This is a genomic window from Roseibium hamelinense (assembly GCF_007830545.1).
Classification (GTDB): domain Bacteria; phylum Pseudomonadota; class Alphaproteobacteria; order Rhizobiales; family Stappiaceae; genus Roseibium; species Roseibium hamelinense.
Map to the genome: position 1 here is coordinate 291,520 of NZ_VLLF01000002.1, position 21,151 is coordinate 312,670.

Below are 21,151 nucleotides of genomic sequence, written 5' to 3' on the forward strand. Positions count from 1 at the left end.
CCATCGGAATATGGCTGGGCCAGTTGTGTGCCCCGGCGCATTCCGGAATGAGATCACGATCGAGATAGGAAGAGACCATGGCCGACGTCGTGAATGCCCAGATCACCGATGCGGTGACCCAAACCAACGTCAAGGTGGTGGCCGAAGCCCCGGCACAGGCCATCGCAAGCCTCTATCAGGTGGCGGGTCACGCGTCGGGACTGTCCATTCAAAACGCGGTTCATAGCCAGCAGGCCATGAACCAGATCACAACGGCGGTCGTTTCAAAGGCTTGCCAGTTGATCATGGATATCGGGGAAAAGAGTTAGTTTTCCGCCATCTTTAGAGAGATCGGTTGTAGTTTATTAATTCACCCGGAAAGGGAGCGCTGACATGTGGCTCAGTCGTCTATTTGGCGGAAAAAAGCCGGAAATGAAAAGCTCGGAGGACGGTATGCATGGCAAAGACCATGGCGCTGCCGCATGGAGCACAGATCCAACCGGTACCAACGCTTCGGGAGAACAGCGCAGCACGGATGAAGCGGCGCAACAAAATAGTGATGAGGGCGAGCTGAGGCTTGCACGGGATCCAAATGGACGGTTGAGACCCCGGCGAGATACGCCCAAAACCGCCGGGACGGCAAATTCAGAAAGCGATCAGGGCGCTGGAAATTCTGATCCGGAAGGAAGTGCAGGGCGCTCTGACCTTTTAGGCAAAAAGCCAAAACCTGGTTCAGGCTCCCAAAACGCGGCGAGTGGTCACGCCAAACCACAAACAACCGCGCTTAATCAACAGGTTGTGCAGGCTGCGGAGTTTTCGAACTACGAAAACACCAACTACGCACCCGATCTGGTGGTTACGCCGCCCAATCTCATGGCCGGCCAGACTGCCGGCCTCGCCGTTCAGGATGCAGCCAATTACATGAACGCGATAATGCAGATCGCTGTGGCTGCACAGGCGGTAGCAATCAAAAAGGCGGCTGAAGGGCCCATCGAAGCCGTTGAAGAAGTGCCGCTGCTGCTCGAAGTGCAGAAAATGGTTACCGCCGCCGTTGGTGTGTACGGGACTGTGACCAGCACAGCAGGGCAAAAAACAGAAACATTCATCAAGGACATCAATTCGTCCGAGGCTTGAGACAGGAGGCCTTCATGCAAACCGAACACGGACCGCAGCCGACCGGCCAAATGCGAAGTGCGAAAGTGCATTCGCTCGCCCCTCAGGACACACCGGAGGATGACCATGAACCGGACCGGCCGCATGGCCGGAAAGATCGTCCGGGGGCTTTTAAACGAGAGCGGAAACGGACCTTGAAGCAAGCATTTGAGGACCTGCCCGACAAGGAAAAAGCGGGCGTGCTCAAGGCGCTCATGACCATATTGGGCCGCCGGTAGCGGGCACAATCATCTGACAAAGGGACCGCTATACGTCCGGATCAACTTCCGGTCGGCGGGAGGAGTGCGACTATGGAACAGGAACTTGGAGATATTGCACAGCGTTTGGACGCTGTGCTTGCCGATACGCTCAAGCGCTGGATGTCCGCATTGGAGACGTCCGAAGACAGTCTGCACCTGGGACGGCTGCATGAGGCCTACTCGTATCATGTCAGCCATATTGTGCATTTGCAGAAAGTGACGCGGACTGCGATCCGAAGTGAAGCTGCGCTTGGACAAGGCGACTTTAGTTATTTTGAAGAGGCAGCCGGTTCTTTTGATCTGGAGACAAAATGTGTTTCGGGTCGCGGGGATCGCAGCACAGGCAGCCTTGGCCGAAGCGGGTACACGCGGGGACAACGCGCGCTTGCAGGGGGGCGGGCCCAGAAAACAGGCGCCCCCAGCCCATCAGCCGCAGAGGAAACCGTCGAGGTCGTAGCCGCCGGGGAGACGGCCGTTGGAACATCGGTGAACGAGGAGAAGCAAGATGGTAGGCAGAACAAGAGCCGCCGGTCGGGGCCCCGGACAAAATAATGAGCCATCGGCCGGCACCGATCTGCTGAAGAAGATCATCAGCGGATATCTGGATGCAGCGAAGACCCAGGAGGACTATCAGTCGCTCTACCGGTCGTTGCCAAGCGTCATTGGGATTGCCGGAGAGATCGCAAAAAGGCAGGAAGAAACCGACAAAGCCATGACCGAGGCTTTGTCGACTGTCGAAAACATCTTGAAAAATGCGTCTGCAAAGGCGGCTGCGCTCCAGGAGTCCATGAGTGAGCAGCACGCTCTTCTGGAGAGGGCTGCCAATGACAAGTCCTTGCTCGCAGACCTCTTGAAATCGGCGAAAGATGGTATGGCGGGAGCCGGGCTCAATCTCGGGCCAGGGCCCGGCGGAGCGGCCATGCCGGCAGGAGGCGGAAAAACCGCCGACCCCAAGCTTGCCTATCAGATGAACCAGATGATGGGCAATGTTCAGACCATGGTGGCTCGGGAGGTCGAACGTCAGATCGCTGCGCTTAGGGCCCAGGCGGAAAAAATAGCAAACAACCAGACCAGCGAGTAAGCGTCTGCATCGATTTGCCCGTTTGAGTTCAAAAAAAACAATAAAAATAATAGCTTGCCGTTTCACAAACTCCCCTGGGCAGCGTCCTTCTAAGTGCCAGCAGCCGGCACATCAGCCGGCCATTTTGAAGGAGCTATGAATGCCTGATCCTCTCGTAAATCCCATGGTGACCGATGCTGTCACGCAATCCAACGTAAAGGTTGTCGCGGAATCTCCTGCGATGGCGATCAGCTCACTTTACCAAGCAAGCGCCCACTCGACCGGCATTTTGTTTGAAAACGCGGTTGCGGCCCAGCAGCAGCAAAACATCCTTGCTCAGGCTTCGGTCAACCAGGGTGTCATGCAGATCTACAGCATGGACACCATGGCCGGCGCCGGCGCGACAGAAAAGGTTGGCCAATCTGGTACCGCGGACAATCTGACAAGCCTGCTGACCGTTCTCAACGCGTTCAGCTAAAGCCTGAAGCTGGCCGGTTGGCCGGCAGATTTGAAGGAGCTTTGAATGCCTGACCCACTCGTCAATCCGATGATCACTGACGCGGTGACACAATCCAACGTGAAAGTTGTTGGTGAGTCTCCCGCAATGGCGATGAGCACGCTGTATCAATCAAGCGCGCACTCCACCGGAATCCTGTTTGAAAACGCGGTCGCAGCCCAACAACAGCAAAACATCCTTGCTCAGGCTGCGGTCAACCAGGGTGTCATGCAGATCTACAGCATGGACACCATGGCCGGTGCCGGGGCAACGGAGAAAGTTGCTCAAAGCGGTGTCGCAGACAATTTGACAAGCCTTCTGACGGTTCTGAATGCCTTTGGCGGCCGTAGCGGCCGCTAAGTAACGGCGGCTGACGTCCGTTAGCAGCGCTGTCAGAGACAATCGGACTTCGTTTCGGGTGCCCGGAACGGGGTCCTTTTGTCATGCGCGTAAAACAGATTTTAACAACTAGAGGGTGATTGTCTGGTGTGTCCCGGTTGTTTTTGTCTGAGTTCAGACGCGTAAGGACCGGCAAGAGTGCTTGCGGGAAGCAGCTCGGGACAGTGGGCAAAGGTGTCACAAGCTGCGCGCGAAAAGCGTTCAACTGTCAAAGGAGACTTGCCCATGCCAGCCAATCCGAACTCAGAACCTGTCGTTCAAACCGTTGCCGATATCGATGCCCTTGTGCTCGGCCTCGCACCAGCAACAGCGGGTGCGGCGCTTTACGGCGCTATGTCCCATTCGATGGGCATCCTGTTTGAGAATTCGGTCGCCAACCAGGCCCGCCAAGCCATGCTCGGGAACATGCTGGTGGCCGGCGCGATCTTGCAAACAACACCCATAACCGATATGGCCGCGGTCGCTGCAACAGCTGCAGTAGACCCGGATGCGGATCTCAATGACCTGCTTTCTGCGCTCAATCAGTTCGGTGCAAAGGATAGCAAACCCTCCGGTTCCTAAGGGTCCGCGAAAATCCGGACTTCTCTTAACCACGCGTTCGGCGCTATAGAGGGCGCCAATAGCGCTGAGCGCGCGATAAAACCAATCAAGAAAAGCCAATATGACCGACTACCTGATCGCTGCCCTTTATAAGTTTACTCCTCTTGAAGACTTCGAAGCGATGCGTGACCCGCTGAAGGCCTTCTGCGCGGCGCGCGACGTCCGGGGCAGTTTGCTGCTGGCAAGCGAGGGGATCAACGGAACGATTTGCGGCCCGGAAATCAGTGTGCGTGAAGTGTTGGCACACTTGCGATCAGATCCGCGTCTTGCCGATCTTGCCCACAAGGAGTCGTGGAGCCATCGCCACGTTTACAAGCGCATCAAGGTGCGGCTCAAGCAGGAGATCGTGCGGTTGGCGGTCGACGATATCGACCCGAACGAAATTGTCGGCACCTATGTTAAGCCTGAAGACTGGAACGCGCTCATTGAGGACCCGGATGTCGTGGTCATCGACATACGCAACGACTATGAGTTCGCATTCGGGACCTTCGAACGGGCTATGAACCCCGAAACCCAGTCGTTCCGGGAGTTCCCGGACTGGGTCGACCATTCGGAAACCCTGAAGAAAAAGCCGAAGGTTGCCATGTTCTGTACCGGAGGTATTCGGTGCGAAAAGGCGACGGCGTGGATGCTCAAGAACGGTTTCGAGGATGTGTATCACCTGGAAGGCGGTATTTTGAACTACCTGGAAAAGGTTCCGGAGGAGAAGAGCCTTTGGAAGGGAGAGTGCTTTGTGTTCGATGACCGGGTGTCGGTTGATCACGCGCTGCAACCCAAATGGGGCAGTTGGATCCCTGAGGCTGCAAAACACGTGATCAACGAAGACACGGACTATGCCGAAGAAGGGTAACTTAACCCTTCGGAAATTTGGCGCTTTAACCTTTGGTAAAGATTTCCTAAGCTCATGCCGGGCCCATGTTGAGCCCGCAGGGCAGGGGGAATTGTGCCATGCGTCGAACTGCAATGATCGCCAGTCTGGCGATGAGTTTTCTTTATGTTTCACCACAACTGGCGTCCGCTGGTGGCTACAAATCGTCCTGTTATGAACAGGCGGTGATTCCGGCCACCTACCGCACGGTCGCGGAAAAAGTCCTGGTTCAGCCAGCGAGCCAGCGCGTTGTGCGCCAGCCCGCTGTTTACGGCTATCGGACAAAGCGCGTTGTTGTTCAGCCAGAGCGGGTGAGTTACCGCGCCATTGCGCCGGTCTACCAAACACGGCATCAGAGGGTCCTGGTCCAGCCTGCCTCAACGGGCTGGGAATACCAGTATCGTCATGGCAAGAAAGTCCTTTGCAAGGTGACCCACCCGGCTGTTTACAAGACGGTTGCGCAGACTGTTCTCGTCAAGCCCGGCGGGAAGGTCGCCGTCAGGCACCCTGCCATCTATGGTACCGTGCAGGAAAAATACATCCTTCAACATGCAAGCAAGCGCGTGGTGCACCAGCCTGCTGTTTACAGAACGGTTCACCGGAAGGTGAAGGTCAGTAATCAGCAGGTGGTTTGGCGGCCGGTGTCGTCCAAATGCCGTCACTAGACTGAAAGCATTAGTCTATGCTGCGGCGGGTTTCTCCCGCTGCAGATCCGGAGAACCATCTCGGCTGTCACGAGGTCTTGAACAGGTTGGTCGGCAGGCCTTTCGTCCCATGACCTTCAACGATGAACAGGCCGCCGGACAGCGAACTCGGGTCAATATCCGTCGGATCTGAAGGCGGCCTCAAGCTCGTGACGACCAGCTGGTCCAGTTCCGGACCACAAAAGCACGGCATGGTTGGCCGCGGGACCGGCATCTTGATGGCTTGCTTGAGCTCCCCGTCCTCGCTGAAGCGGTTCAATAGCCCGGCAGATACTCCCGCACTCCAATAGCAGCCGTCGGCGTCTACTGTTGCCCCGTCGGGGCGCCCTGTTTCATTGGTTTGTTGGGCAAACAGCATCTTGCTGCCAAGGGTGCCGGTTTCCGGCTCAAACGCGTAGGCTTCGATCCAGCCCGGACTGGTATCGGAGTGATACAGTGTCATCCCCGAAGGTGACCACGCCAAGCCGTTGGAGCACTGAAGCGCATCCCGGATCATGTGTACGTCGCCTGTCGGGTCGACCCGGTATAGACCGGCGATCGGTTCCCTTGGACTTCTGGTGTCCATGGTCCCGACCCAAAAAGCACCGTCTGGACCGACTTTCCCGTCATTCAGGCGTGTATGGGGCTGGTCTTCCTCGATCATTGCCAGGACCGATTGCTCTCCGGACGCCGGGTCGAACAGGACGATCTTGTCCCAAACCGCAACGACGAGCCGTCCGTCGTCGGCAAGGCCGAAAGATCCGACTTCATTGTCGAATTGCCAATGTTCTATCGCGCGGGTTGCCCAATCCATTGCATAGATTTTGCAGCCCTGAATATCGGTCCAGAAAAGGCGGTTTGTATTTGGATCCCAGGTTGGGCATTCGGCAAGTTGGTACGTCGTATCAATCAGACGCGAAATCGAAATAGGCACCTTGTTTTTCCTAAGGTCAATCAACGATTGAATGGGCCGACTATAGGCGGCTTCCGTACTAGCGTCGACAGGTTATAGCGTATTGAGTCTGTTCAGCTATGCCTGTCGCCGAGATGAAAAGCGGTTTTACGGACAATTGGCCGGATGGCAAACAAGGATTTCATCCGGGCGACACCCGGAAGTCTTGCCAGTTCCTCGCGGTGAATGCGTTCAAAGTCCGCCGGGTCTGCTGCGGTAACCCGCAACATGTAATCGGCATCGCCTGCCATCAGGAAACACTCCATGATTTCTGCCGAACGGGCAACGGCCCTTTCAAACCCCTCGAGGACTTCGTTGGATTGGCCGATCAAGGATATCTCGACAAAGACGTCCATCCGGCGGCCGATTTTGCGCTGGTTGAGCAGAGCGACATATTTGTCGATGACACCAGCCTCTTCCAAGGCACGCATGCGCCGCAAACATGCAGACGGCGACAAGCCGACCGTCTCGGCAAGGTCTGCATTGGCAATCCGGCCGTCGGACTGCAGGACATCAAGAATGTGTCGGTCGATCCTATCAAGCTTCATTGCGCAACATGTTTCGTTGATTGTGCTTTAAAACGCCAAATTGGCGCAATTATATTGCGTAGAGTGCCGCATAGGTGATGAAATCGCAAGCACATGCGAGCGCCAAAGGCGTATGATTTTCAGATAATTCCAAATCAAAAGGGGAAACGTCATGCGCATTGGTGTGCCAAAGGAAATCAAGAACCACGAATACCGGGTCGGTTTGACTCCAGATAGCGTCCGCGAGTTTACGGCGCGCGGCCATGAAGTCTGGGTTGAAACCCTGGCTGGTGCGGGTATCGGTGCCGATGATGCCGCTTATGAAGCCGCTGGGGCCAAAATCCTGTCGACAGCGTCGGAGGTTTTCGAAACCGCGCAGATGATCGTCAAGGTCAAGGAACCACAAGCCGAAGAACGCGCTCGCCTGCGTTCGGACCATATTCTGTTCACTTACTTGCACCTTGCGCCTGATGCCGCGCAAACTGCGGATCTGGTCAAGTCCGGCGCGACCTGCATCGCCTATGAAACTGTCTTGGGCAAAGACGGCAGCCTGCCGCTCCTGGCGCCGATGTCTCAGGTGGCCGGGCGCCTTTCGGTGATTGCGGGCGCGAAAGCGCTAGAAAAGGAACATGGCGGATCAGGCACTTTGATTGGTGGTGTGCCGGGCGTGGCCCCGGCAAAGGTCGTTGTGATCGGCGGTGGTGTAGTTGGCTCGCATGCGATCACCATGGCGCTGGGCCTGGGTGCGGACGTCACGGTCTTCGACCGCAACGTTTCCGTTCTGTCCGAGCTGTCTTTGACATATGGGTCGGCCCTCAAGACTGTCTACTCAACAAAAGCCGCGCTGGAAGCTCATGTTCTAGAGGCTGATCTCGTTGTCGGGGCGGTCCTGGTCGCTGGTGCCGCTGCCCCCAAACTTGTGACAGCAGACATGGTCAAGCGCATGAAGCCGGGGTCGGTGCTGGTCGATGTAGCAATCGATCAGGGCGGGTGTTTCGAGACGTCCCACGCAACAACCCATTCGGACCCAACCTACATCGTTGACGAGGTTGTACACTACTGTGTCGCAAACATGCCCGGCGCTGTGCCGCGCACGTCCACCTATGCGTTGAACAATGTCACTTTGCCATTTGCCCTGGCTCTTGCCGACAAAGGCGCTCCGCAGGCGCTTTTGGATGATCCATTATTCCTGCCGGGTCTGAACGTTCATCAGGGCAAAGTGACCTGCTCGGCCGTTGCAGAGGCTCTCGGATACGAGTTTGTCAGCCCTGAAGCGGCGCTGTCTGCTGTCTCGGTACAGGCCGCCTGAGGCCTGCGCAAGCGCAGCCACATTTTTGTGAATAACAGCGACGTGGCGGACCGAAGAGGCCCGCCATTTCGCGTTTCTAAGGGCATCTGACGTTGTAGGGAGTGCCATCTGGAAGTTGGGCCACGCATTCCCGCGGGGCTGTTACAGCACCGATCACGCCGCCGCCTACAGCGCCAATCGCAGCTCCTGCAAAAGCCCAGCCGGCGGTTGATCCGGCCGCTGCGCCAAGGGCAGCTCCCGTTGCGGCGCCCAAGCCGCCACCGATGAGGATACGGTCCCGTTCCGTATCGGATCCCGAGATGCATCCTGCCAGCGGCAGCGTTGCTGCCAAAACGATTAAAAGGCGCTTCATGTCGCAGGCCCCATGAGTGAATTCGAATCACTTAAGAGTCTAACGATGCAAAGCGCCCTTCGTTAGTGTCGAATTTACGGGCAGGCGACCCGGTAAGGCCGTCCGTTCCGGTCGTAGGCAACGCAGTTCTTGGGCGTTGTAGCCGATCCAACGATTGCACCACCTGCAGCGCCAATGGCAGCCCCTGCCAGAGCAGGACCGACCCCGTTGCCAGCTGCCGCGCCAATAATTGCACCTGTCGTTGCTCCCAGGCCACCGCCAACAAGAGCGCGGTCACGCTGGCTGTCCGACTGGCAACCTGCAAGAAGAAGGGCAGCTGCCCCGGCAAAGAGTAGTTTTTTCATGGTCAGTTCCTGAAAAAAGAGCCGCCGCGCGGCGGCTCTTTTGTTTTACGGCTATGGGCAGGCAACCCGGTATGGATTGCCATTGGAATCATAGGCTACACAGTTTTTCGGCGTGGTCGCAGAGCCTGCGATCGCACCGCCAGCGCCACCGATTGCAGCGCCGACAAGAGCGCCGCCGACATCACCGGTCGCTGCAGCGCCTATGGCTGCGCCAGTTGCAGCGCCGAGGCCGCCGCCGACAAGTGCGCGGTCGCGCTGGCTGTCGGACTGGCAGGCCGCCAGCAGCATGGCGGACGCGACAAGGACGAAGATTTTTTGCATGACGGTAGGCTCCTTTGAACAACGCTACGTTAGGCATCAGCGTATTCGAGTTTTTTTCTTTTTGCAGTAGCGTGCATCACACTTGATGCACAAAAAACACAAAATTTCTGTTCAAGACTATGCCGTTAACCAAACAACGGCAAGAATGAAACAATGGCTTGACCGAGAGGCGAACAATCTGGCGACGCTGCCCGCTCGGATGTAACGCAGCGCGTAGGCGCCTTCGGGTACACAACTCAGTGCTTGAGGCAAAATTACGGCGATTGACACCTATTGCGCTTTGAGCGCTGTCAAAAGACCTTTCGTGGAGGAGTCTTTTTCATCCGCGGATTGAGTCCCTTGGACAATTGGCAGAAGGGCGGTCGCAAGCTCTTTGCCGAGCTCCACGCCCCACTGATCGAAAGAATTGATGCCCCATATCACGCCCTCGACGAAGACCCGATGCTCATAAAGTGCGATCAGTCTGCCCAGATTATAAGGCGTCAGGCGGTCATGGAGTATTGTCAGTGATGGCCGGTTGCCGGGAAAAACCTTGTGCGGTGCCTGTGCTTCGATTTCTTCGGAGGGTTTTCCGGAAGCGGCAAGCAGATCTTTGGCTTCCTGAAGGGTCCGGCCCAGCATCAAGGCTTCGGATTGGGCGAGGCAATTTGCGATCAGCAAATCATGATGATGTTGCAGGTCTTCTTCGTGTCCGTGTGCTGCCAGGATGAACTCGCACGGGATAACTGACGTTCCCTGGTGAAGAAGCTGATAAAACGCGTGTTGTCCGTTGGTGCCGGGTTCTCCCCACACAAGCGGCCCGGTCTGCATGTCGACCGGCTCGCCGCCTTTCATGACGCGCTTGCCGTTGGACTCCATGTCAAGTTGCTGCAGATAGGCCGGGAACCGTGACAGCCTCTGGTCGTAGGGCAAGATTGCACGCGCGGAATAGCCGAGCACATCCCGGTGCCAAACGCCTATAAGTCCCAAAAGGACAGGCAGGTTCCGGTCAAAGGGCGCCTCGCAGAAATGTATGTCCATTGCATGCGCGCCTTCGAGAAAATCGGCATACGCATCCGGGCCGATGGCGATCATCAGGGGCAGCCCGATGGCGGACCAGATCGAGTACCGGCCACCGACCCAATCCCAGAAGCCGAACACGCGATCCTCCCGGATGCCGAATTCGGCGACCTTGTCGAGCGCGGTCGAAACGGCGGCAAAGTGATCTTTCACGGCATCTTCGCCGAGCTTTTCCGCAATCCAGCGGCGCGCGGTTTGCGCGTTCGTCATCGTCTCGATGGTCGTAAACGTTTTCGAGGCTACGATGAAAAGCGTCGTTTCCGGGTCCAGCTTCTCAAGCGTATCAGCGATATGGGCGCCATCAACATTGGAGACGTAGTGCAACTCAGGTCCATCGTGATAGGGCGCAAGCGCAAGTGTGGTCATCACCGGCCCCAAGTCCGATCCACCGATGCCAATATTGACGACATCTGTGAAAGCGCTCCCGGTGGAGGAGGTCAATTCGCCCGACCGGACGGCCTCGCTGAAATCCGCCATAGTGGCCAACACTGCGTTGATACCCGGCATGACGTCAGCGCCATCGACAATCACTGGCCGGTCCGAGCGGTTGCGAAGGGCAGTATGGAGGACAGCGCGGTTTTCCGTTGTGTTGATTTTTTCGCCCGAAAACATGGCATCGCGCATGCCGTCGACATTTGCGGCGCGTGCCAGTTGTATAAGGCGTTCGCGGGCCAATTCGTCAATCTGGCACTTGCTGTAGTCCAGCAGCAAGTCATCCAGGCGCGCCGAGAACCTGTCAAAGCGGGCGCGGTCGGCTTCGAAAAGCTCCCGGAGAGTTTGCTCTCCAAGGCGTTTGCCGTGATCAGACAGAGAGTTGATCGTGTCCGCTATGGTCAAGGTTGCCTCCGTTTAAATCGATTGAATTACCGATAATCAGCGCAGCGAGACCTTAGCGGCCTTCTGCTGAATAGCAAGGGCGCGTCTTGCGCAAAGCGCTCCTGAACCGCTTTGGGGATCGTTTGTCAGGGAAACATATGTGCAGTCCGGGCATGCGCACCGGTCAACGGCGCCGGTGCGCTGCCGTGGTCAGTTGATCGGCGCGAGAAGTTCGGGCGCGGTCACAAGCTGGCGGACACCATGAGAATGGTCTTCCTCAAATACGTTGCCGTTTTCGGCCCATGCGTTGAGCGAGTTGATATCGACTTTGGCGCATTGCGGGCGCACGCTCCAGGTAACCTGAAATGGTGAACACATTGCCTCGGTGAAGCTTGGCCCGGTGGTTGACCCGGCAAACACGACCGGTGTGCCTGTGTCAGTCGGCAGCGCCTTTGGCTGATGAAGCCCGTTTACCTGATTGCCCTCATAGGCAAAATCCCGGAAATCGAGCGCATTCTCATCGTTGACGACTAGGAAAACCTGGCTTTCCACGCGCAACTCCGGGTTCTGGCAGGCATCACTCAAACAAGATCCCAGACCTTTGCCCGGCGCAACATCGCATGAGCTGTAAACCCAATGAACTTCGATCGTGTCGCCGGGTTTGACGCCTTGATAGGCTCCTTCGCCGGGGTCCGAGAGTTCTGCTTCCGTCAGGCTTGCAGTCTCATTGCATTGGAAACCGCCATGTTCGCCGCTGCCTGCAGACACCGTATATCCCGGTCCTTTGTGCTCGGCGTTCGTGTGGGTGTGCAGATTGCACAGGTTCATTTTTTCGGGAGCTGGTGCGAGAGTAAACACGCGCTGGTTTTCACCTGTCGTAGCGGTAATGTCGCGCGGGGTTTGCGGACCATAGCCCTGGCAAAGCTCCGCTGATTGTGCCGGTGCTGCAATCAGCATCGCGACAAGACCTGTATAGGCGAAATATGCCGCTTTCTTCATCGATTTCTCTCCCGAAAGGTGGGTGTAACGTTACGGTGATCTGGATTTATGTCGGCGATGCAATAGCTTGATGAAAACACTGTCGCATTCCAACACAAAGGTCGTTCCTTTCGTGTGACAAGGCTGTGATCGGGATCACAAAGGGATGGGGCCCATGATTGTTTCTTTGAATATATTGAGCGCTTTATGCTGACATTTGCCGCTGCCGTGTTTTTTCTGCTCATTACGCCCGGCCCGGGAGTACTGTCGACGGCGGGTGTCGGGGCCAGCTTCGGCGCATCTGCCGGCATGCGCTATGTGTCCGGCCTGTTTCTCGGAACAAACCTTGTCGCTCTTGCCGTTGTTTCGGGGCTTGCCGCTGCTGTCTTGGCGGTCCCTGCGGTCCGAACGGTCCTGATGATCGGGTCAACGCTGTTTTTGCTCTATATTGCTGCGAAAATCGCACTGTCAGGATCAAAAATCGCGTTCATACACCCGGAGCGCGCGCCGGGAATCGCCGGGGGGCTTGGTCTTCAGGCGATCAATCCAAAGGCCTATGCGGTTAACACTGCTTTTTTCTCCGGCTTTGCCTTCTATCCTGACAGCCTGATGCTTGAGACACTTTTGAAGTTCATGTTGATCAACGCAATCTGGATCCCGGTGCACATCGCATGGCTTTATGCGGGCGTGTTTCTTCACCGGCTGGACCTCAGTGCGCGGGTACACAGTATCATCAATGCAGTGATGGCCCTCGCGATGCTTTGTGTTGTTGTTCTTGCTGCTTTTTCCGGTTTCACTGGCTAACAGGCGCCGGCAGGTGCGGATTGTCAAAGTCTACATGTCCGGTCTGGCTATTTAATTGGTTGGAAACTGTCTTTTGCGTATCTTACGTAAGGTATCGGAGGCTGGTAATGGAACTTTTAGCTCATTTGCAAGACAAAGAAGGGGCGACCGAAGAGGTGATGGTTGTTGACCTCGACAATCTAACCTGTGTTTCGGCGGTTGTGTCCAATGTCAGCCAATGGGGCTGCCAGCTTCGCTCCGACAAGATTTCCGAGTTACGCAAAAATATTGCAATCCGGGTCGGCAACAATACCCGTATGACCAAAGCTCAGATTCTGGCGGTTAAAGGCGAGACCGGCGCCGTTGTTTTCCCGAAAAACGAACAGTCTGTTATCGACAAGCGGCGTGAGAGGCGCAACAACGTTTCGATCCCCGTCAAGATTACGGACAAGGAAGGCATCACCGAAGTGTCGGGCACAATCGTGGATGCCGGGCAAAACGGGTGCCGGATCGCTGCAAAAGGGCTCTCGGAGTTCCCCGATCAAGTAATCCTGCATGTGCCGCGTTTTGACCGGCCGGTGATTGGCGAGTTTGCCTGGCGGAACGCGACTTCTGGCGGTTTGCGTCTGAATTGGACCGCTGATAGCAATGATGACCAGAATGAGGATGAAGATGATGGGGCCGAAATACGGGCCAATGTCTAACCCCTCAGGGAAAGCTTGTTCCGTTTAGGGTTGGGCCTCGCCATGAAAGTCCACGTGAATATGGTTTTCATCTGGATCGAAAATGTTCACCTGGGTAATTTGCATCCCAGGGATCTGTCCCAGACGATATGGAACATTTTTGCTTTTCAGATGTTTCAAAAAGGCCTCCAAACCGATCGAACTGAGTGCGAAATGCTCAATCCTCGGTTCTTCGCCCTTGGCCGGTGTCTCAACTTCGACCAGATGAACCACGGGCTGGTTTCCGGCATAAAGCCACGCGCCGGGAAAACTGAAAGGCGGGCGCGGCCCGGCCTTCAGCCCGACAACCTCCTCATACCACGTCACCATCGCGCCCAAGTTTGCCGTGCGTAGATTGACGTGGTCCAGTTTAAGCATGCTTCTGCCTTTTTAGGACGTTGCGAGCTGAGAGGCCGCGCGGGCCCGTTCTTCGATCCCAGCCCAGTCTTCCGACGCAATCACCTTGGCGTCGGCGATCCAGGAGCCGCCGACACACAAGACATTAGGCAGGGCCAGGTAGGTCGGTGCCTTATCAAGGCTAACGCCTCCGGTCGGACAGAATTTTGCTGCCGCTAAAGGCGAGGACAAGGATTTCAGATAGGCAGCACCACCGGCTTGTTCTGCCGGGAAAAACTTCAATCGCGAATAGCCGCTTTCGAGCAAGAACATGACCTCGGACGCGGTGGCTGCGCCCGGCAGGAGCGGAACGGAATGGGTCTCAGCCGCATCAAGCAGCGTTTTGGTTGCACCAGGTGATACGATGAACTGCGATCCTGCTTGAACAGCTGCCGAATATTGCGAGCCGTCAAGGACCGTTCCTGCGCCAACGATAGCGCCCTTGACGTTGTCAGCGACAGCCTTGATGGCTTCCAAGGCTTTCGGCGTGCGCAGCGTGATTTCGATTGCTGGCAGCCCACCCCGTACAAGTGCCTCTGCCATGGGTACGGCTTTTGCCGGGTCTTCGACGACCAGAACCGGGATAACCGGAGCCGCACACATGACGTCTTCGATTTTTTGAACGTTTTGGGGCATCAATCACTGCTTTCAAAAGGGGTCAGTTGCCAAACACATGAGCGCCGGTGTCCGCGCTGCCAACCACATGGCGGAAAGCGGCAAAAAGGTCGCGGCCGACGCCGGTTTGGTGATCGCTCAGATCTTGAACTGCGGCCGGCCGGGCGCCAAACTCCTCTGCATCCACCAAAACTTCAAGCTTGCCGGTTACAGCATCGACACGGATCATGTCGCCGTCCTGGATTTTGGCGATGTCGCCGCCGTCAGCAGCTTCCGGAGTTACGTGAATGGCGGCTGGCACCTTACCCGACGCACCGGACATACGTCCATCTGTGATCAGGGCGACCTTGTGGCCGCGATCTTGCAAAATCCCGAGCGATGGCGTCAGTTTGTGCAGTTCCGGCATGCCGCACGCCTTCGGGCCCTGGAAACGCACGACGGCCGCCATGTCGCCTGTAAATTCCTTGTTGGAGAAGGCCTTCAAGAAATCCTCCTGCGAATGGAACACGCGGGCAGGGGCTTCTATGACGTGACGCTCGGGCGCGACAGCCGAGATCTTGATGACAGCCTTGCCGATGTTGCCGGTCAGCATTTTGAGACCGCCTGTCGGCTGAAATGCCTTGGCGAAGGGAGCCAGTACCGTCTCATCGCCAGATGTCCCCGGGACTGGTTCGCGAACGACATTGCCGTCGTCGTCCAGTTTGGCTTCCACCGTGTAACCGGACAGGTCGGTTCCGAAAACGGTCTTCACGTCCTGGTGCAGATAGCCTTCTGCCAACAGCTCGCGGATCAGGAAACCAAGACCGCCTGCTGCCTGGAAATGGTTCACGTCCGCTTTGCCGTTGGGATAAACCCGCGCCAGTAGCGGCACCACATCCGACAGGTCAGAAATGTCGTCCCAGGTGAGCTTGATGCCTGCGGTATTGGCCATTGCGACCAGATGCATCGTATGGTTCGTCGAGCCACCGGTGGCATGCAGGCCGATGACGCCGTTGACTATAGCTTTTTCGTTGATCACTTCCCCTGCGGGAGTGAACTCATTGCCAAGAGCGGTGATTGCCAGCGCGCGCTTGACCGCCTCGCGGGTCAGCGCCTCACGTAGGGGCGTACCCGGATTGACAAAGGATGCGCCCGGCATGTGCAGGCCCATGATTTCCATTAGCATCTGGTTGGAGTTGGCTGTGCCGTAAAATGTGCAGGTGCCGGGAGAGTGATAGGCCTTGGATTCGGATTCCAAAAGCGCGTCCCTGCCGACCTTGCCTTCAGCATAAAGCTGGCGGACCTTGGCTTTCTCATCATTGGAAATGCCGGTGGTCATCGGACCCGCGGGAATGAAAATCGCAGGCAAATGGCCGAAAGAAAGCGCAGATATAACCAGGCCCGGCACGATCTTGTCGCAGATACCGAGAAACACCGCAGCATCGAACATCTGGTGTGACAGTCCGACCGCGGCGCCCATGGCAATCACATCGCGCGAAAACAGCGACAGTTCCATGCCGTCCTGCCCTTGGGTGACACCGTCGCACATGGCCGGAACGCCGCCGGCGACCTGTGCGACTGCGCCGACCTCATTCGCGGCTTCACGAATAAGACTTGGAAAATTTTCGTAAGGCTGGTGCGCCGACAGCATGTCGTTGTAGGCGGTGATGATGCCGAGGTTCGGAACAACGTCCCCGGAAAGCGCGGCCTTGTCGGACAATCCGCATGCGGCAAATCCGTGGGCCAGGTTGCCGCAGGAAAGGCGTGAGCGCTGCGGGCCCTGGTCGGCGGCGCGCTGAATACGTTCGAGATAGGCGGAGCGGCTGTCATGACTGCGCCTTGCGATGCGTTCGGTTACTTCACCGATGCGGGCTTGGATGGTCATGTTCGTGTCCTCGTGTTGTCCTCCCAAACACATGGCGCGGAGGAGACGCTGGTCAAAACGACCTTATCCGAAGTGACGGCATAGAGCTAATTTAATCGATTTAAATGATCAATCGGCACCGGTATGACATCGTCTGTCCCGACAACAGCTTAAATTTCGTCTTCGGCCCAGGTCCGGCCGTCCCGTTCCACGAGCGCGATGGATGCGGATGGGCCCCAAGTCCCTGCAGTGTAGTTTCGCGGCGTGTCACGCGATGCGTTCCAGGCAGTGAGGATCGGGTCGATCCAGGCCCAAGCGGCATCCACTTCGTCGCGGCGCATAAAAAGGGTCTGGTTGCCGCGGATCACGTCCATAATCAAGCGCTCGTAAGCATCCGGATTGCGTACTTTGAATGCTTCGGCGAAGCTCATATCGAGAGGGACTTTGCGCAGCCGCATTCCGCCCGGTCCCGGGTCCTTGATCATGATCTGCATTTGCACGCCTTCGTCTGGCTGCAGGCGGATGATCAACCGGTTGGCCGTAATCGTCCCGGCTTCTTGAGAGAAAATCGAGTGCGGGATCGGGCGGAACTGAACCACGATTTCCGAAACGCGTTTGGCAAGCCGTTTGCCAGTTCGCAGGTAAAATGGAACGCCCGCCCACCGCCAGTTGGCGATTTCGGCTTTCAGCGCCACGAAAGTCTCGGTCGTGCTGTCCTGATGACCCAGCTCTTCCAGATATCCCGGCACAGCGCCGCCCGCAGACGCACCCGCAGTGTATCTGCCCCGAACGGTGAGGCGATCGTTATTTTGTTCCGTGATCGGCGCCAGCGCCTTGAGGACCTTGAGTTTCTCATCGCGCACGCTGTCTGCGTCCATCGATTCAGGCGGCTCCATGGCAACGAGACAAAGCAGCTGAAGGATGTGGTTTTGAACCATGTCGCGCAGCGCGCCAGCAGTGTCGTAGTAACCGGCCCGGCCACCAACGCCAAGCGCTTCGGCGACAGTGATTTGTACGTGATCGATATGCGCGGCGTTCCAAAGGGGTTCGAACAGGGCGTTGGCAAAGCGCAGCGCCATTAGGTTCTGAACTGTTTCCTTGCCGAGATAGTGGTCGATACGGAAAATCTGGTGCTCTTCGAAGACCTTGCCCACGGTCTCGTTAAGCGCGCGCGCAGATTCACCATCCTTGCCGATCGGTTTTTCAATTACGACCCGGGTCATGCCGTTGACAAGACCGGCCTTGCCTAGATTTTCGCAGATTGTGCCAAACAAATCCGGCCCCACGGCCAGGTAGAAGGCACGGATGACGTCTGGCCGCTCGTCGAGGATTGCCTTTAACGAGTCGTAGCCGTCGCCGCTGCCGACATCGATTTTTACGTAGCGAAGCCGCGCGAGGAATGTTTGCAGGCTCTTCGGGTCATGGTCAGGAACATGTTCCTTCAATGCGTCTTCGGCCCACTTGCGGTATTCGTCGTCCGAATAGTCGCGGCGCGATGTGCAGATGATGCGGGCATGCTCGGGAACCTGGCCATCCTGGGAGCGGTGGTAAAGAGCCGGGATCAGTTTCCGATGCGCCAGATCGCCGGATGCTCCGAACACGACCAGGTCGAATTCTTCAACCTCAATTACACGTGCAACCATTCGATCCGGCCCTTTGTCCTCGTGAGTCCGATGCGTTTTTAAATCGATTTAATACCGTTGTCAGCAATAAATCCGGCGCAACTCAAAACGGCCGGAGTTCCGATTTTCTCGGCAGGTCTGCCCCGCGCCGTGTACAGGTGAGCGCAGAGGCTTCGATTGCAAAAGACACAAGCCTGGTGACATGGCTGTCGTCAAGCCGGGCAAGCTCGTCCCGTCCGCAAATGCCGAGTTCTGTCAATCCCATCAAAAGCGCGGCTTGGAATGTGTCGCCCGCACCAACCGTATCCGCTACAGCAACCTTTTGTCCCTCAAATGAATAACGTCCGTTTACGGTGTACACCTCCGCGCCGTTGGCGCCCCGCGTGACAACCACAAGTCCTGAGCCCTGTTCAATCCAGCCTTGGGCGATGTCGTCTATGCGCTTGAGCGGTTCGATCAGTGCGAGATCCTCATCGCTCACCTTGATCACGTCCGCCACCGCCGCGAGATTGTGCGTGTTTGCCTTCCACGCATTCATGTCCGGGACAACTGTTGGCCGAATATTAGGGTCGAAGGCAATCAGACTGTTTGGGCGTTCGCGCTCAATAAGGTTTTTCAACGCGGAGGCAACCGGCTCAACGAGCGCGGTGTAGGAACCGATGTGAACCATGGCAAAGTTTTGGTCTGGCAGCGGCAGATCTGCTTCAGTGACCATCCGGTCGGCGGCATTCTCGCCGTAGAACGTATAGACCGGCTGCCCTGCTGCCGTCTTTTGAACAAGGCTCAAGGTTGTCAGGGCAGGGCTGCGATGGACATTGGTGGTTTCAACGCCCTCTTCGGCGAGGCGCGCAAGTAGTTTTTCGCCAAGCTGGTCTGTGGAGATGCCGCCAAAAAATGCGGGTTTCTGGCCGAGCCGCGCTAAACCGATTGCGACATTGTAAGGCGAGCCACCAATATGTGCCTCAAAACCGATCGGATCTGCGGACGTGTTGTCTGAAAACATGTCATACAGCGCTTCACCGCACACAAGTATCATTCTTAGGGTCCATGAAAATGTTCGGCCGCAGCTTCATCCAGCTGGCCTTACTGTTGTGAAACAAAACCCGCGCGGGCGCGATCAGGCCGCCATTCCCTCAGGCGGGTCCATCGCCCCGGTCATAATTGCCACAGCGTCCGACATTGAAAAATCATCCGGTTTGATGACCGCAGCGCGCTTTCCCAAACGGTGGATATGGATGCGGTCGGCGACCTCGAACACATGCGGCATGTTGTGGCTTATCAAAACGATCGGAAGCCCGCGGCTGCGCACGTCCTTGATCAGCTCCAACACCCGCCGGCTTTCCTTGACACCAAGTGCAGCGGTTGGTTCGTCCATGATCACGACTTTGGATCCGAAGGCCGCAGCCCTCGCCACGGCCACGCCTTGGCGTTGCCCGCCGGACAGGGTCTCAACGGCCTGATTGATGTTTTGGATTGTCAGAAGACCGAGTTCGCTCAGTTTCTCGCGGGCTACTTCCTCCATTCTCCTGCGGTCCAGTTGGCGGAGAATTTTCCCGCGAAATCCCGGTTTGCGCAACTCGCGGCCCATGAACATGTTGTCGGTGATAGACAGGGCGGGAGACATGGCGAGTGTCTGATAAACCGTTTCTATTCCGGCGTTTCTTGCGTCGATGGGTGAACTGAAGTGGATTTTCTGACCCTCCAGCCAAATATCGCCTTCATCCGGCGAAACTGCTCCGCTCAACGCTTTGATCAGGGTTGATTTTCCGGCGCCGTTGTCACCAATGACGGCCAAGATTTCGCCCGGATACAGCTCGAAGTCGGCGTGGTCCATCGCGACCACACGGCCATAGCGTTTGACCAAGTTTCGGGCTTTCAGAACTGGTTCCATCACACCGACACCTTTCTGATCCATTGATCGACAGCAACCGCGGCAATAATCAGCAAGCCGATCAGCAGGTAGGTCCACTGTGCGTCGGCACCCAGAAGTCTGAGGCCGAGGGTAAAGACACCAACGATCAAAGCGCCGAATAAGGTTCCGAGCACCGATCCGCGTCCGCCGAACAGCGATATGCCGCCGATCACCACCGCAGTAATTGATTCAATGTTGGCCAGCTGGCCGGAGGTTGGCGACACCGAACCAATCCGGCCGATCAAAGCCCAGCCGGCAAAAGCGCAAATCAGACCGGACAACATGTAGACAGAAATGAGCGTGCGCTTGACCTGAACTCCTGAGAGTTGCGCGGCCTCCGGATCATCGCCTACAGCATACACATGGCGGCCCCATGCGGTCTGCCGCAGGCAATAGGCGAGGACGATGACCAGCACGACCATGAAAATGACACCGTAGGTGAAGATCGCGCCGCCGATATTGACCTTGTTGCCGAAAAACTGAAGGAACGGCGCGAGTTCTGAGATTTCCTGAGACCGGATTGTTTCGTTTGCCGAGTAGAGGAAATTGGTGGCGAGGATGATTTGCCACATGCCAAGTGTGACAATGAACGGGGGCAGTTTGACGACGGCTACCAGAAAGCCGTTGATATAGCCGCACAGCGTGCCGCAGATAAGGCCGCATATCACCGCGATTTCCGGAGGCAGGCCGTATCTGAAGGTGAACTGCCCCATCACCACGGAGGACAGCACCATGATGGCGCCGACGGACAAGTCGATACCGGCGGTCAGGATGACAATGCTTTGTGCTGCCGCAACGATGCCGATGATCTGAACTTGCTGCAGGATCAGGGTAAGTGCGAAGGGCGAGAAGAACTTCGACCCCAGTAAAATCCCGAAAATCAGAATTGAAACCATCAGGACGATAAGTGGCACCAAAGACGGTGTCTGGTGCAGCGCGTGCTGAATTTTGTGCACCAAGGTCTGATGATGCTGGTCGAATTCCGCTACAGCCGATGGACTTGTTGAGGCTGCGCTTTCGTATTCCGTCGGTCCGCGGGTCGCTCGGTCGTTCGAGGCCATGCCACTGCCTCCTCCTGAATGCGAGGTGAGGGGCAAGCGATC

Annotated in this window: 27 protein-coding genes; 13 read left to right on the plus strand and 14 right to left on the minus strand. The window is 56.8% G+C overall.

Going from position 1 to position 21,151, the window contains the following annotated elements; all coding sequences use genetic code 11:
- The first annotated feature begins 77 nt into the window (after window positions 1-77).
- The 10 genes from JM93_RS06135 to JM93_RS06180 all read left to right on the plus strand — a co-directional run bounded on the left by JM93_RS06135 (window position 78) and on the right by JM93_RS06180 (window position 5,479).
- The gene (locus JM93_RS06135) at window positions 78-308 is read left to right on the plus strand and encodes a RebB family R body protein (protein WP_145341326.1); all 231 of its coding nucleotides are present in this window, start codon (window positions 78-80) and stop codon (window positions 306-308) included.
- Window positions 309-372: 64 nt separating this feature from the next.
- On the plus strand, window positions 373-1,113 hold the full coding sequence (locus JM93_RS06140; RefSeq protein ID WP_145341328.1) for a hypothetical protein: 741 nt from the start codon (window positions 373-375) through the stop codon (window positions 1,111-1,113).
- Between the two features lie 14 nt (window positions 1,114-1,127).
- Window positions 1,128-1,370 carry a hypothetical protein gene (locus tag JM93_RS06145; RefSeq protein ID WP_145341330.1) on the plus strand — a complete coding sequence of 81 codons (243 nt, stop codon included), beginning with the start codon at window positions 1,128-1,130 and terminating at the stop codon, window positions 1,368-1,370.
- A 72-nt stretch (window positions 1,371-1,442) separates the two neighbouring features.
- A complete protein-coding gene (locus JM93_RS06150) occupies window positions 1,443-1,943 on the plus strand; it encodes a hypothetical protein (RefSeq protein WP_145341331.1) in 501 nt (166 codons plus the stop codon).
- Window positions 1,897-2,472 (plus strand): hypothetical protein, encoded by a 576-nt coding sequence (locus JM93_RS06155; protein ID WP_145341333.1) that lies wholly within the window; start codon window positions 1,897-1,899, stop codon window positions 2,470-2,472. The genes JM93_RS06150 and JM93_RS06155 overlap by 47 nt, the downstream gene beginning before the upstream one ends.
- 139 nt (window positions 2,473-2,611) lie before the next feature.
- Window positions 2,612-2,929, plus strand: coding sequence for a RebB family R body protein (locus tag JM93_RS06160; protein ID WP_145341335.1), 318 nt, complete (start codon window positions 2,612-2,614; stop codon window positions 2,927-2,929).
- A 45-nt stretch (window positions 2,930-2,974) separates the two neighbouring features.
- On the plus strand, window positions 2,975-3,307 hold the full coding sequence (locus JM93_RS06165; protein ID WP_145341337.1) for a RebB family R body protein: 333 nt from the start codon (window positions 2,975-2,977) through the stop codon (window positions 3,305-3,307).
- 264 nt (window positions 3,308-3,571) lie between these two features.
- Window positions 3,572-3,907, plus strand: a complete 336-nt coding sequence (locus tag JM93_RS06170) for a RebB family R body protein (RefSeq protein WP_145341339.1) — start codon at window positions 3,572-3,574, stop codon at window positions 3,905-3,907.
- A 100-nt stretch (window positions 3,908-4,007) separates the two neighbouring features.
- A complete protein-coding gene (gene trhO, locus JM93_RS06175; protein ID WP_145341341.1) occupies window positions 4,008-4,796 on the plus strand; it encodes an oxygen-dependent tRNA uridine(34) hydroxylase TrhO in 789 nt (262 codons plus the stop codon).
- 98 nt (window positions 4,797-4,894) lie between these two features.
- Window positions 4,895-5,479, plus strand: a complete 585-nt coding sequence (locus JM93_RS06180) for a hypothetical protein (protein WP_208994972.1) — start codon at window positions 4,895-4,897, stop codon at window positions 5,477-5,479.
- Window positions 5,480-5,546: 67 nt separating this feature from the next.
- On the opposite strand, the gene JM93_RS06185 is transcribed toward JM93_RS06180, so the two are convergent.
- Window positions 5,547-6,431 (minus strand): SMP-30/gluconolactonase/LRE family protein, encoded by an 885-nt coding sequence (locus tag JM93_RS06185; protein ID WP_145341343.1) that lies wholly within the window; start codon window positions 6,429-6,431, stop codon window positions 5,547-5,549.
- 92 nt (window positions 6,432-6,523) lie between these two features.
- The gene (locus JM93_RS06190; RefSeq protein ID WP_145341345.1) at window positions 6,524-6,997 is read right to left on the minus strand and encodes an Lrp/AsnC family transcriptional regulator; all 474 of its coding nucleotides are present in this window, start codon (window positions 6,995-6,997) and stop codon (window positions 6,524-6,526) included.
- A gap of 151 nt (window positions 6,998-7,148) precedes the next feature.
- Between JM93_RS06190 and ald the strand changes: the two genes are divergently transcribed.
- Window positions 7,149-8,285: an alanine dehydrogenase gene (gene ald, locus JM93_RS06195; protein ID WP_145341347.1), complete on the plus strand. Its 1,137-nt coding sequence runs from the start codon at window positions 7,149-7,151 to the stop codon at window positions 8,283-8,285.
- A gap of 76 nt (window positions 8,286-8,361) precedes the next feature.
- Here ald and JM93_RS06200 read toward each other — a convergent pair whose 3' ends face one another.
- The 5 genes from JM93_RS06200 to JM93_RS06220 form a co-directional block, all read right to left on the minus strand.
- On the minus strand, window positions 8,362-8,637 hold the full coding sequence (locus JM93_RS06200) for a bacteriocin (RefSeq protein ID WP_145341349.1): 276 nt from the start codon (window positions 8,635-8,637) through the stop codon (window positions 8,362-8,364).
- A 74-nt stretch (window positions 8,638-8,711) separates the two neighbouring features.
- Window positions 8,712-8,981: a bacteriocin gene (locus tag JM93_RS06205; protein WP_145341352.1), complete on the minus strand. Its 270-nt coding sequence runs from the start codon at window positions 8,979-8,981 to the stop codon at window positions 8,712-8,714.
- 51 nt (window positions 8,982-9,032) lie between these two features.
- Window positions 9,033-9,302 (minus strand): glycine zipper domain-containing protein, encoded by a 270-nt coding sequence (locus tag JM93_RS06210; RefSeq protein ID WP_145341354.1) that lies wholly within the window; start codon window positions 9,300-9,302, stop codon window positions 9,033-9,035.
- Between the two features lie 270 nt (window positions 9,303-9,572).
- Window positions 9,573-11,192, minus strand: coding sequence for a glucose-6-phosphate isomerase (pgi, locus tag JM93_RS06215; RefSeq protein ID WP_145341880.1), 1,620 nt, complete (start codon window positions 11,190-11,192; stop codon window positions 9,573-9,575).
- A gap of 195 nt (window positions 11,193-11,387) precedes the next feature.
- A complete protein-coding gene (locus JM93_RS06220; protein WP_145341356.1) occupies window positions 11,388-12,176 on the minus strand; it encodes a delta-class carbonic anhydrase in 789 nt (262 codons plus the stop codon).
- Window positions 12,177-12,362: 186 nt separating this feature from the next.
- Between JM93_RS06220 and JM93_RS06225 the strand changes: the two genes are divergently transcribed.
- Together JM93_RS06225 and JM93_RS06230 are read left to right on the plus strand one after the other, a co-directional pair.
- Window positions 12,363-12,959, plus strand: a complete 597-nt coding sequence (locus tag JM93_RS06225) for a LysE family translocator (protein WP_145341358.1) — start codon at window positions 12,363-12,365, stop codon at window positions 12,957-12,959.
- A 107-nt stretch (window positions 12,960-13,066) separates the two neighbouring features.
- On the plus strand, window positions 13,067-13,642 hold the full coding sequence (locus tag JM93_RS06230; protein WP_145341360.1) for a PilZ domain-containing protein: 576 nt from the start codon (window positions 13,067-13,069) through the stop codon (window positions 13,640-13,642).
- A 24-nt stretch (window positions 13,643-13,666) separates the two neighbouring features.
- Here JM93_RS06230 and JM93_RS06235 read toward each other — a convergent pair whose 3' ends face one another.
- The 7 genes from JM93_RS06235 to JM93_RS06265 all read right to left on the minus strand — a co-directional run bounded on the left by JM93_RS06235 (window position 13,667) and on the right by JM93_RS06265 (window position 21,109).
- The gene (locus JM93_RS06235) at window positions 13,667-14,038 is read right to left on the minus strand and encodes a VOC family protein (protein WP_145341361.1); all 372 of its coding nucleotides are present in this window, start codon (window positions 14,036-14,038) and stop codon (window positions 13,667-13,669) included.
- A 12-nt stretch (window positions 14,039-14,050) separates the two neighbouring features.
- Window positions 14,051-14,692 carry a bifunctional 4-hydroxy-2-oxoglutarate aldolase/2-dehydro-3-deoxy-phosphogluconate aldolase gene (gene eda, locus JM93_RS06240; RefSeq protein WP_145341363.1) on the minus strand — a complete coding sequence of 214 codons (642 nt, stop codon included), beginning with the start codon at window positions 14,690-14,692 and terminating at the stop codon, window positions 14,051-14,053.
- A 22-nt stretch (window positions 14,693-14,714) separates the two neighbouring features.
- Window positions 14,715-16,535 (minus strand): phosphogluconate dehydratase, encoded by a 1,821-nt coding sequence (gene edd / locus JM93_RS06245; protein ID WP_145341365.1) that lies wholly within the window; start codon window positions 16,533-16,535, stop codon window positions 14,715-14,717.
- A 149-nt stretch (window positions 16,536-16,684) separates the two neighbouring features.
- Entirely contained in the window at window positions 16,685-18,157 is a 1,473-nt protein-coding gene (gene zwf, locus JM93_RS06250) for a glucose-6-phosphate dehydrogenase (protein WP_145341367.1), read from the minus strand.
- A gap of 82 nt (window positions 18,158-18,239) precedes the next feature.
- Complete coding sequence (locus JM93_RS06255) at window positions 18,240-19,172, minus strand: carbohydrate kinase family protein (RefSeq protein WP_145341369.1); 933 nt, start codon at window positions 19,170-19,172, stop codon at window positions 18,240-18,242.
- 81 nt (window positions 19,173-19,253) lie between these two features.
- A complete protein-coding gene (locus JM93_RS06260; RefSeq protein WP_208994974.1) occupies window positions 19,254-20,051 on the minus strand; it encodes an ATP-binding cassette domain-containing protein in 798 nt (265 codons plus the stop codon).
- Window positions 20,027-21,109 carry an ABC transporter permease gene (locus JM93_RS06265; RefSeq protein ID WP_145341373.1) on the minus strand — a complete coding sequence of 361 codons (1,083 nt, stop codon included), beginning with the start codon at window positions 21,107-21,109 and terminating at the stop codon, window positions 20,027-20,029. The genes JM93_RS06260 and JM93_RS06265 overlap by 25 nt, the downstream gene beginning before the upstream one ends.
- Window positions 21,110-21,151 lie beyond the last annotated feature (42 nt).

Excerpts from the sequence above, each read along its gene's own strand:
- eda (WP_145341363.1), bottom strand. The coding sequence starts at position 14,692 with ATGCCCCAAAACGTTCAAAAAATCGAAGACGTCATGTGTGCGGCTCCG.
- JM93_RS06165 (WP_145341337.1), top strand. The coding sequence starts at position 2,975 with ATGCCTGACCCACTCGTCAATCCGATGATCACTGACGCGGTGACACAA.
- JM93_RS06160 (WP_145341335.1), top strand. The coding sequence starts at position 2,612 with ATGCCTGATCCTCTCGTAAATCCCATGGTGACCGATGCTGTCACGCAA.
- ald (WP_145341347.1), top strand. The coding sequence starts at position 7,149 with ATGCGCATTGGTGTGCCAAAGGAAATCAAGAACCACGAATACCGGGTC.
- JM93_RS06170 (WP_145341339.1), top strand. The coding sequence starts at position 3,572 with ATGCCAGCCAATCCGAACTCAGAACCTGTCGTTCAAACCGTTGCCGAT.
- zwf (WP_145341367.1), bottom strand. The coding sequence starts at position 18,157 with ATGGTTGCACGTGTAATTGAGGTTGAAGAATTCGACCTGGTCGTGTTC.
- JM93_RS06205 (WP_145341352.1), bottom strand. The coding sequence starts at position 8,981 with ATGAAAAAACTACTCTTTGCCGGGGCAGCTGCCCTTCTTCTTGCAGGT.
- JM93_RS06200 (WP_145341349.1), bottom strand. The coding sequence starts at position 8,637 with ATGAAGCGCCTTTTAATCGTTTTGGCAGCAACGCTGCCGCTGGCAGGA.
- JM93_RS06225 (WP_145341358.1), top strand. The coding sequence starts at position 12,363 with ATGCTGACATTTGCCGCTGCCGTGTTTTTTCTGCTCATTACGCCCGGC.
- JM93_RS06155 (WP_145341333.1), top strand. The coding sequence starts at position 1,897 with ATGGTAGGCAGAACAAGAGCCGCCGGTCGGGGCCCCGGACAAAATAAT.
- JM93_RS06255 (WP_145341369.1), bottom strand. The coding sequence starts at position 19,172 with ATGATACTTGTGTGCGGTGAAGCGCTGTATGACATGTTTTCAGACAAC.
- trhO (WP_145341341.1), top strand. The coding sequence starts at position 4,008 with ATGACCGACTACCTGATCGCTGCCCTTTATAAGTTTACTCCTCTTGAA.
- JM93_RS06190 (WP_145341345.1), bottom strand. The coding sequence starts at position 6,997 with ATGAAGCTTGATAGGATCGACCGACACATTCTTGATGTCCTGCAGTCC.
- JM93_RS06220 (WP_145341356.1), bottom strand. The coding sequence starts at position 12,176 with ATGAAGAAAGCGGCATATTTCGCCTATACAGGTCTTGTCGCGATGCTG.
- JM93_RS06145 (WP_145341330.1), top strand. The coding sequence starts at position 1,128 with ATGCAAACCGAACACGGACCGCAGCCGACCGGCCAAATGCGAAGTGCG.
- JM93_RS06150 (WP_145341331.1), top strand. The coding sequence starts at position 1,443 with ATGGAACAGGAACTTGGAGATATTGCACAGCGTTTGGACGCTGTGCTT.
- JM93_RS06265 (WP_145341373.1), bottom strand. The coding sequence starts at position 21,109 with ATGGCCTCGAACGACCGAGCGACCCGCGGACCGACGGAATACGAAAGC.
- JM93_RS06140 (WP_145341328.1), top strand. The coding sequence starts at position 373 with ATGTGGCTCAGTCGTCTATTTGGCGGAAAAAAGCCGGAAATGAAAAGC.
- edd (WP_145341365.1), bottom strand. The coding sequence starts at position 16,535 with ATGACCATCCAAGCCCGCATCGGTGAAGTAACCGAACGCATCGCAAGG.
- JM93_RS06180 (WP_208994972.1), top strand. The coding sequence starts at position 4,895 with ATGCGTCGAACTGCAATGATCGCCAGTCTGGCGATGAGTTTTCTTTAT.
- JM93_RS06235 (WP_145341361.1), bottom strand. The coding sequence starts at position 14,038 with ATGCTTAAACTGGACCACGTCAATCTACGCACGGCAAACTTGGGCGCG.
- JM93_RS06230 (WP_145341360.1), top strand. The coding sequence starts at position 13,067 with ATGGAACTTTTAGCTCATTTGCAAGACAAAGAAGGGGCGACCGAAGAG.
- JM93_RS06135 (WP_145341326.1), top strand. The coding sequence starts at position 78 with ATGGCCGACGTCGTGAATGCCCAGATCACCGATGCGGTGACCCAAACC.
- JM93_RS06260 (WP_208994974.1), bottom strand. The coding sequence starts at position 20,051 with ATGGATCAGAAAGGTGTCGGTGTGATGGAACCAGTTCTGAAAGCCCGA.
- JM93_RS06210 (WP_145341354.1), bottom strand. The coding sequence starts at position 9,302 with ATGCAAAAAATCTTCGTCCTTGTCGCGTCCGCCATGCTGCTGGCGGCC.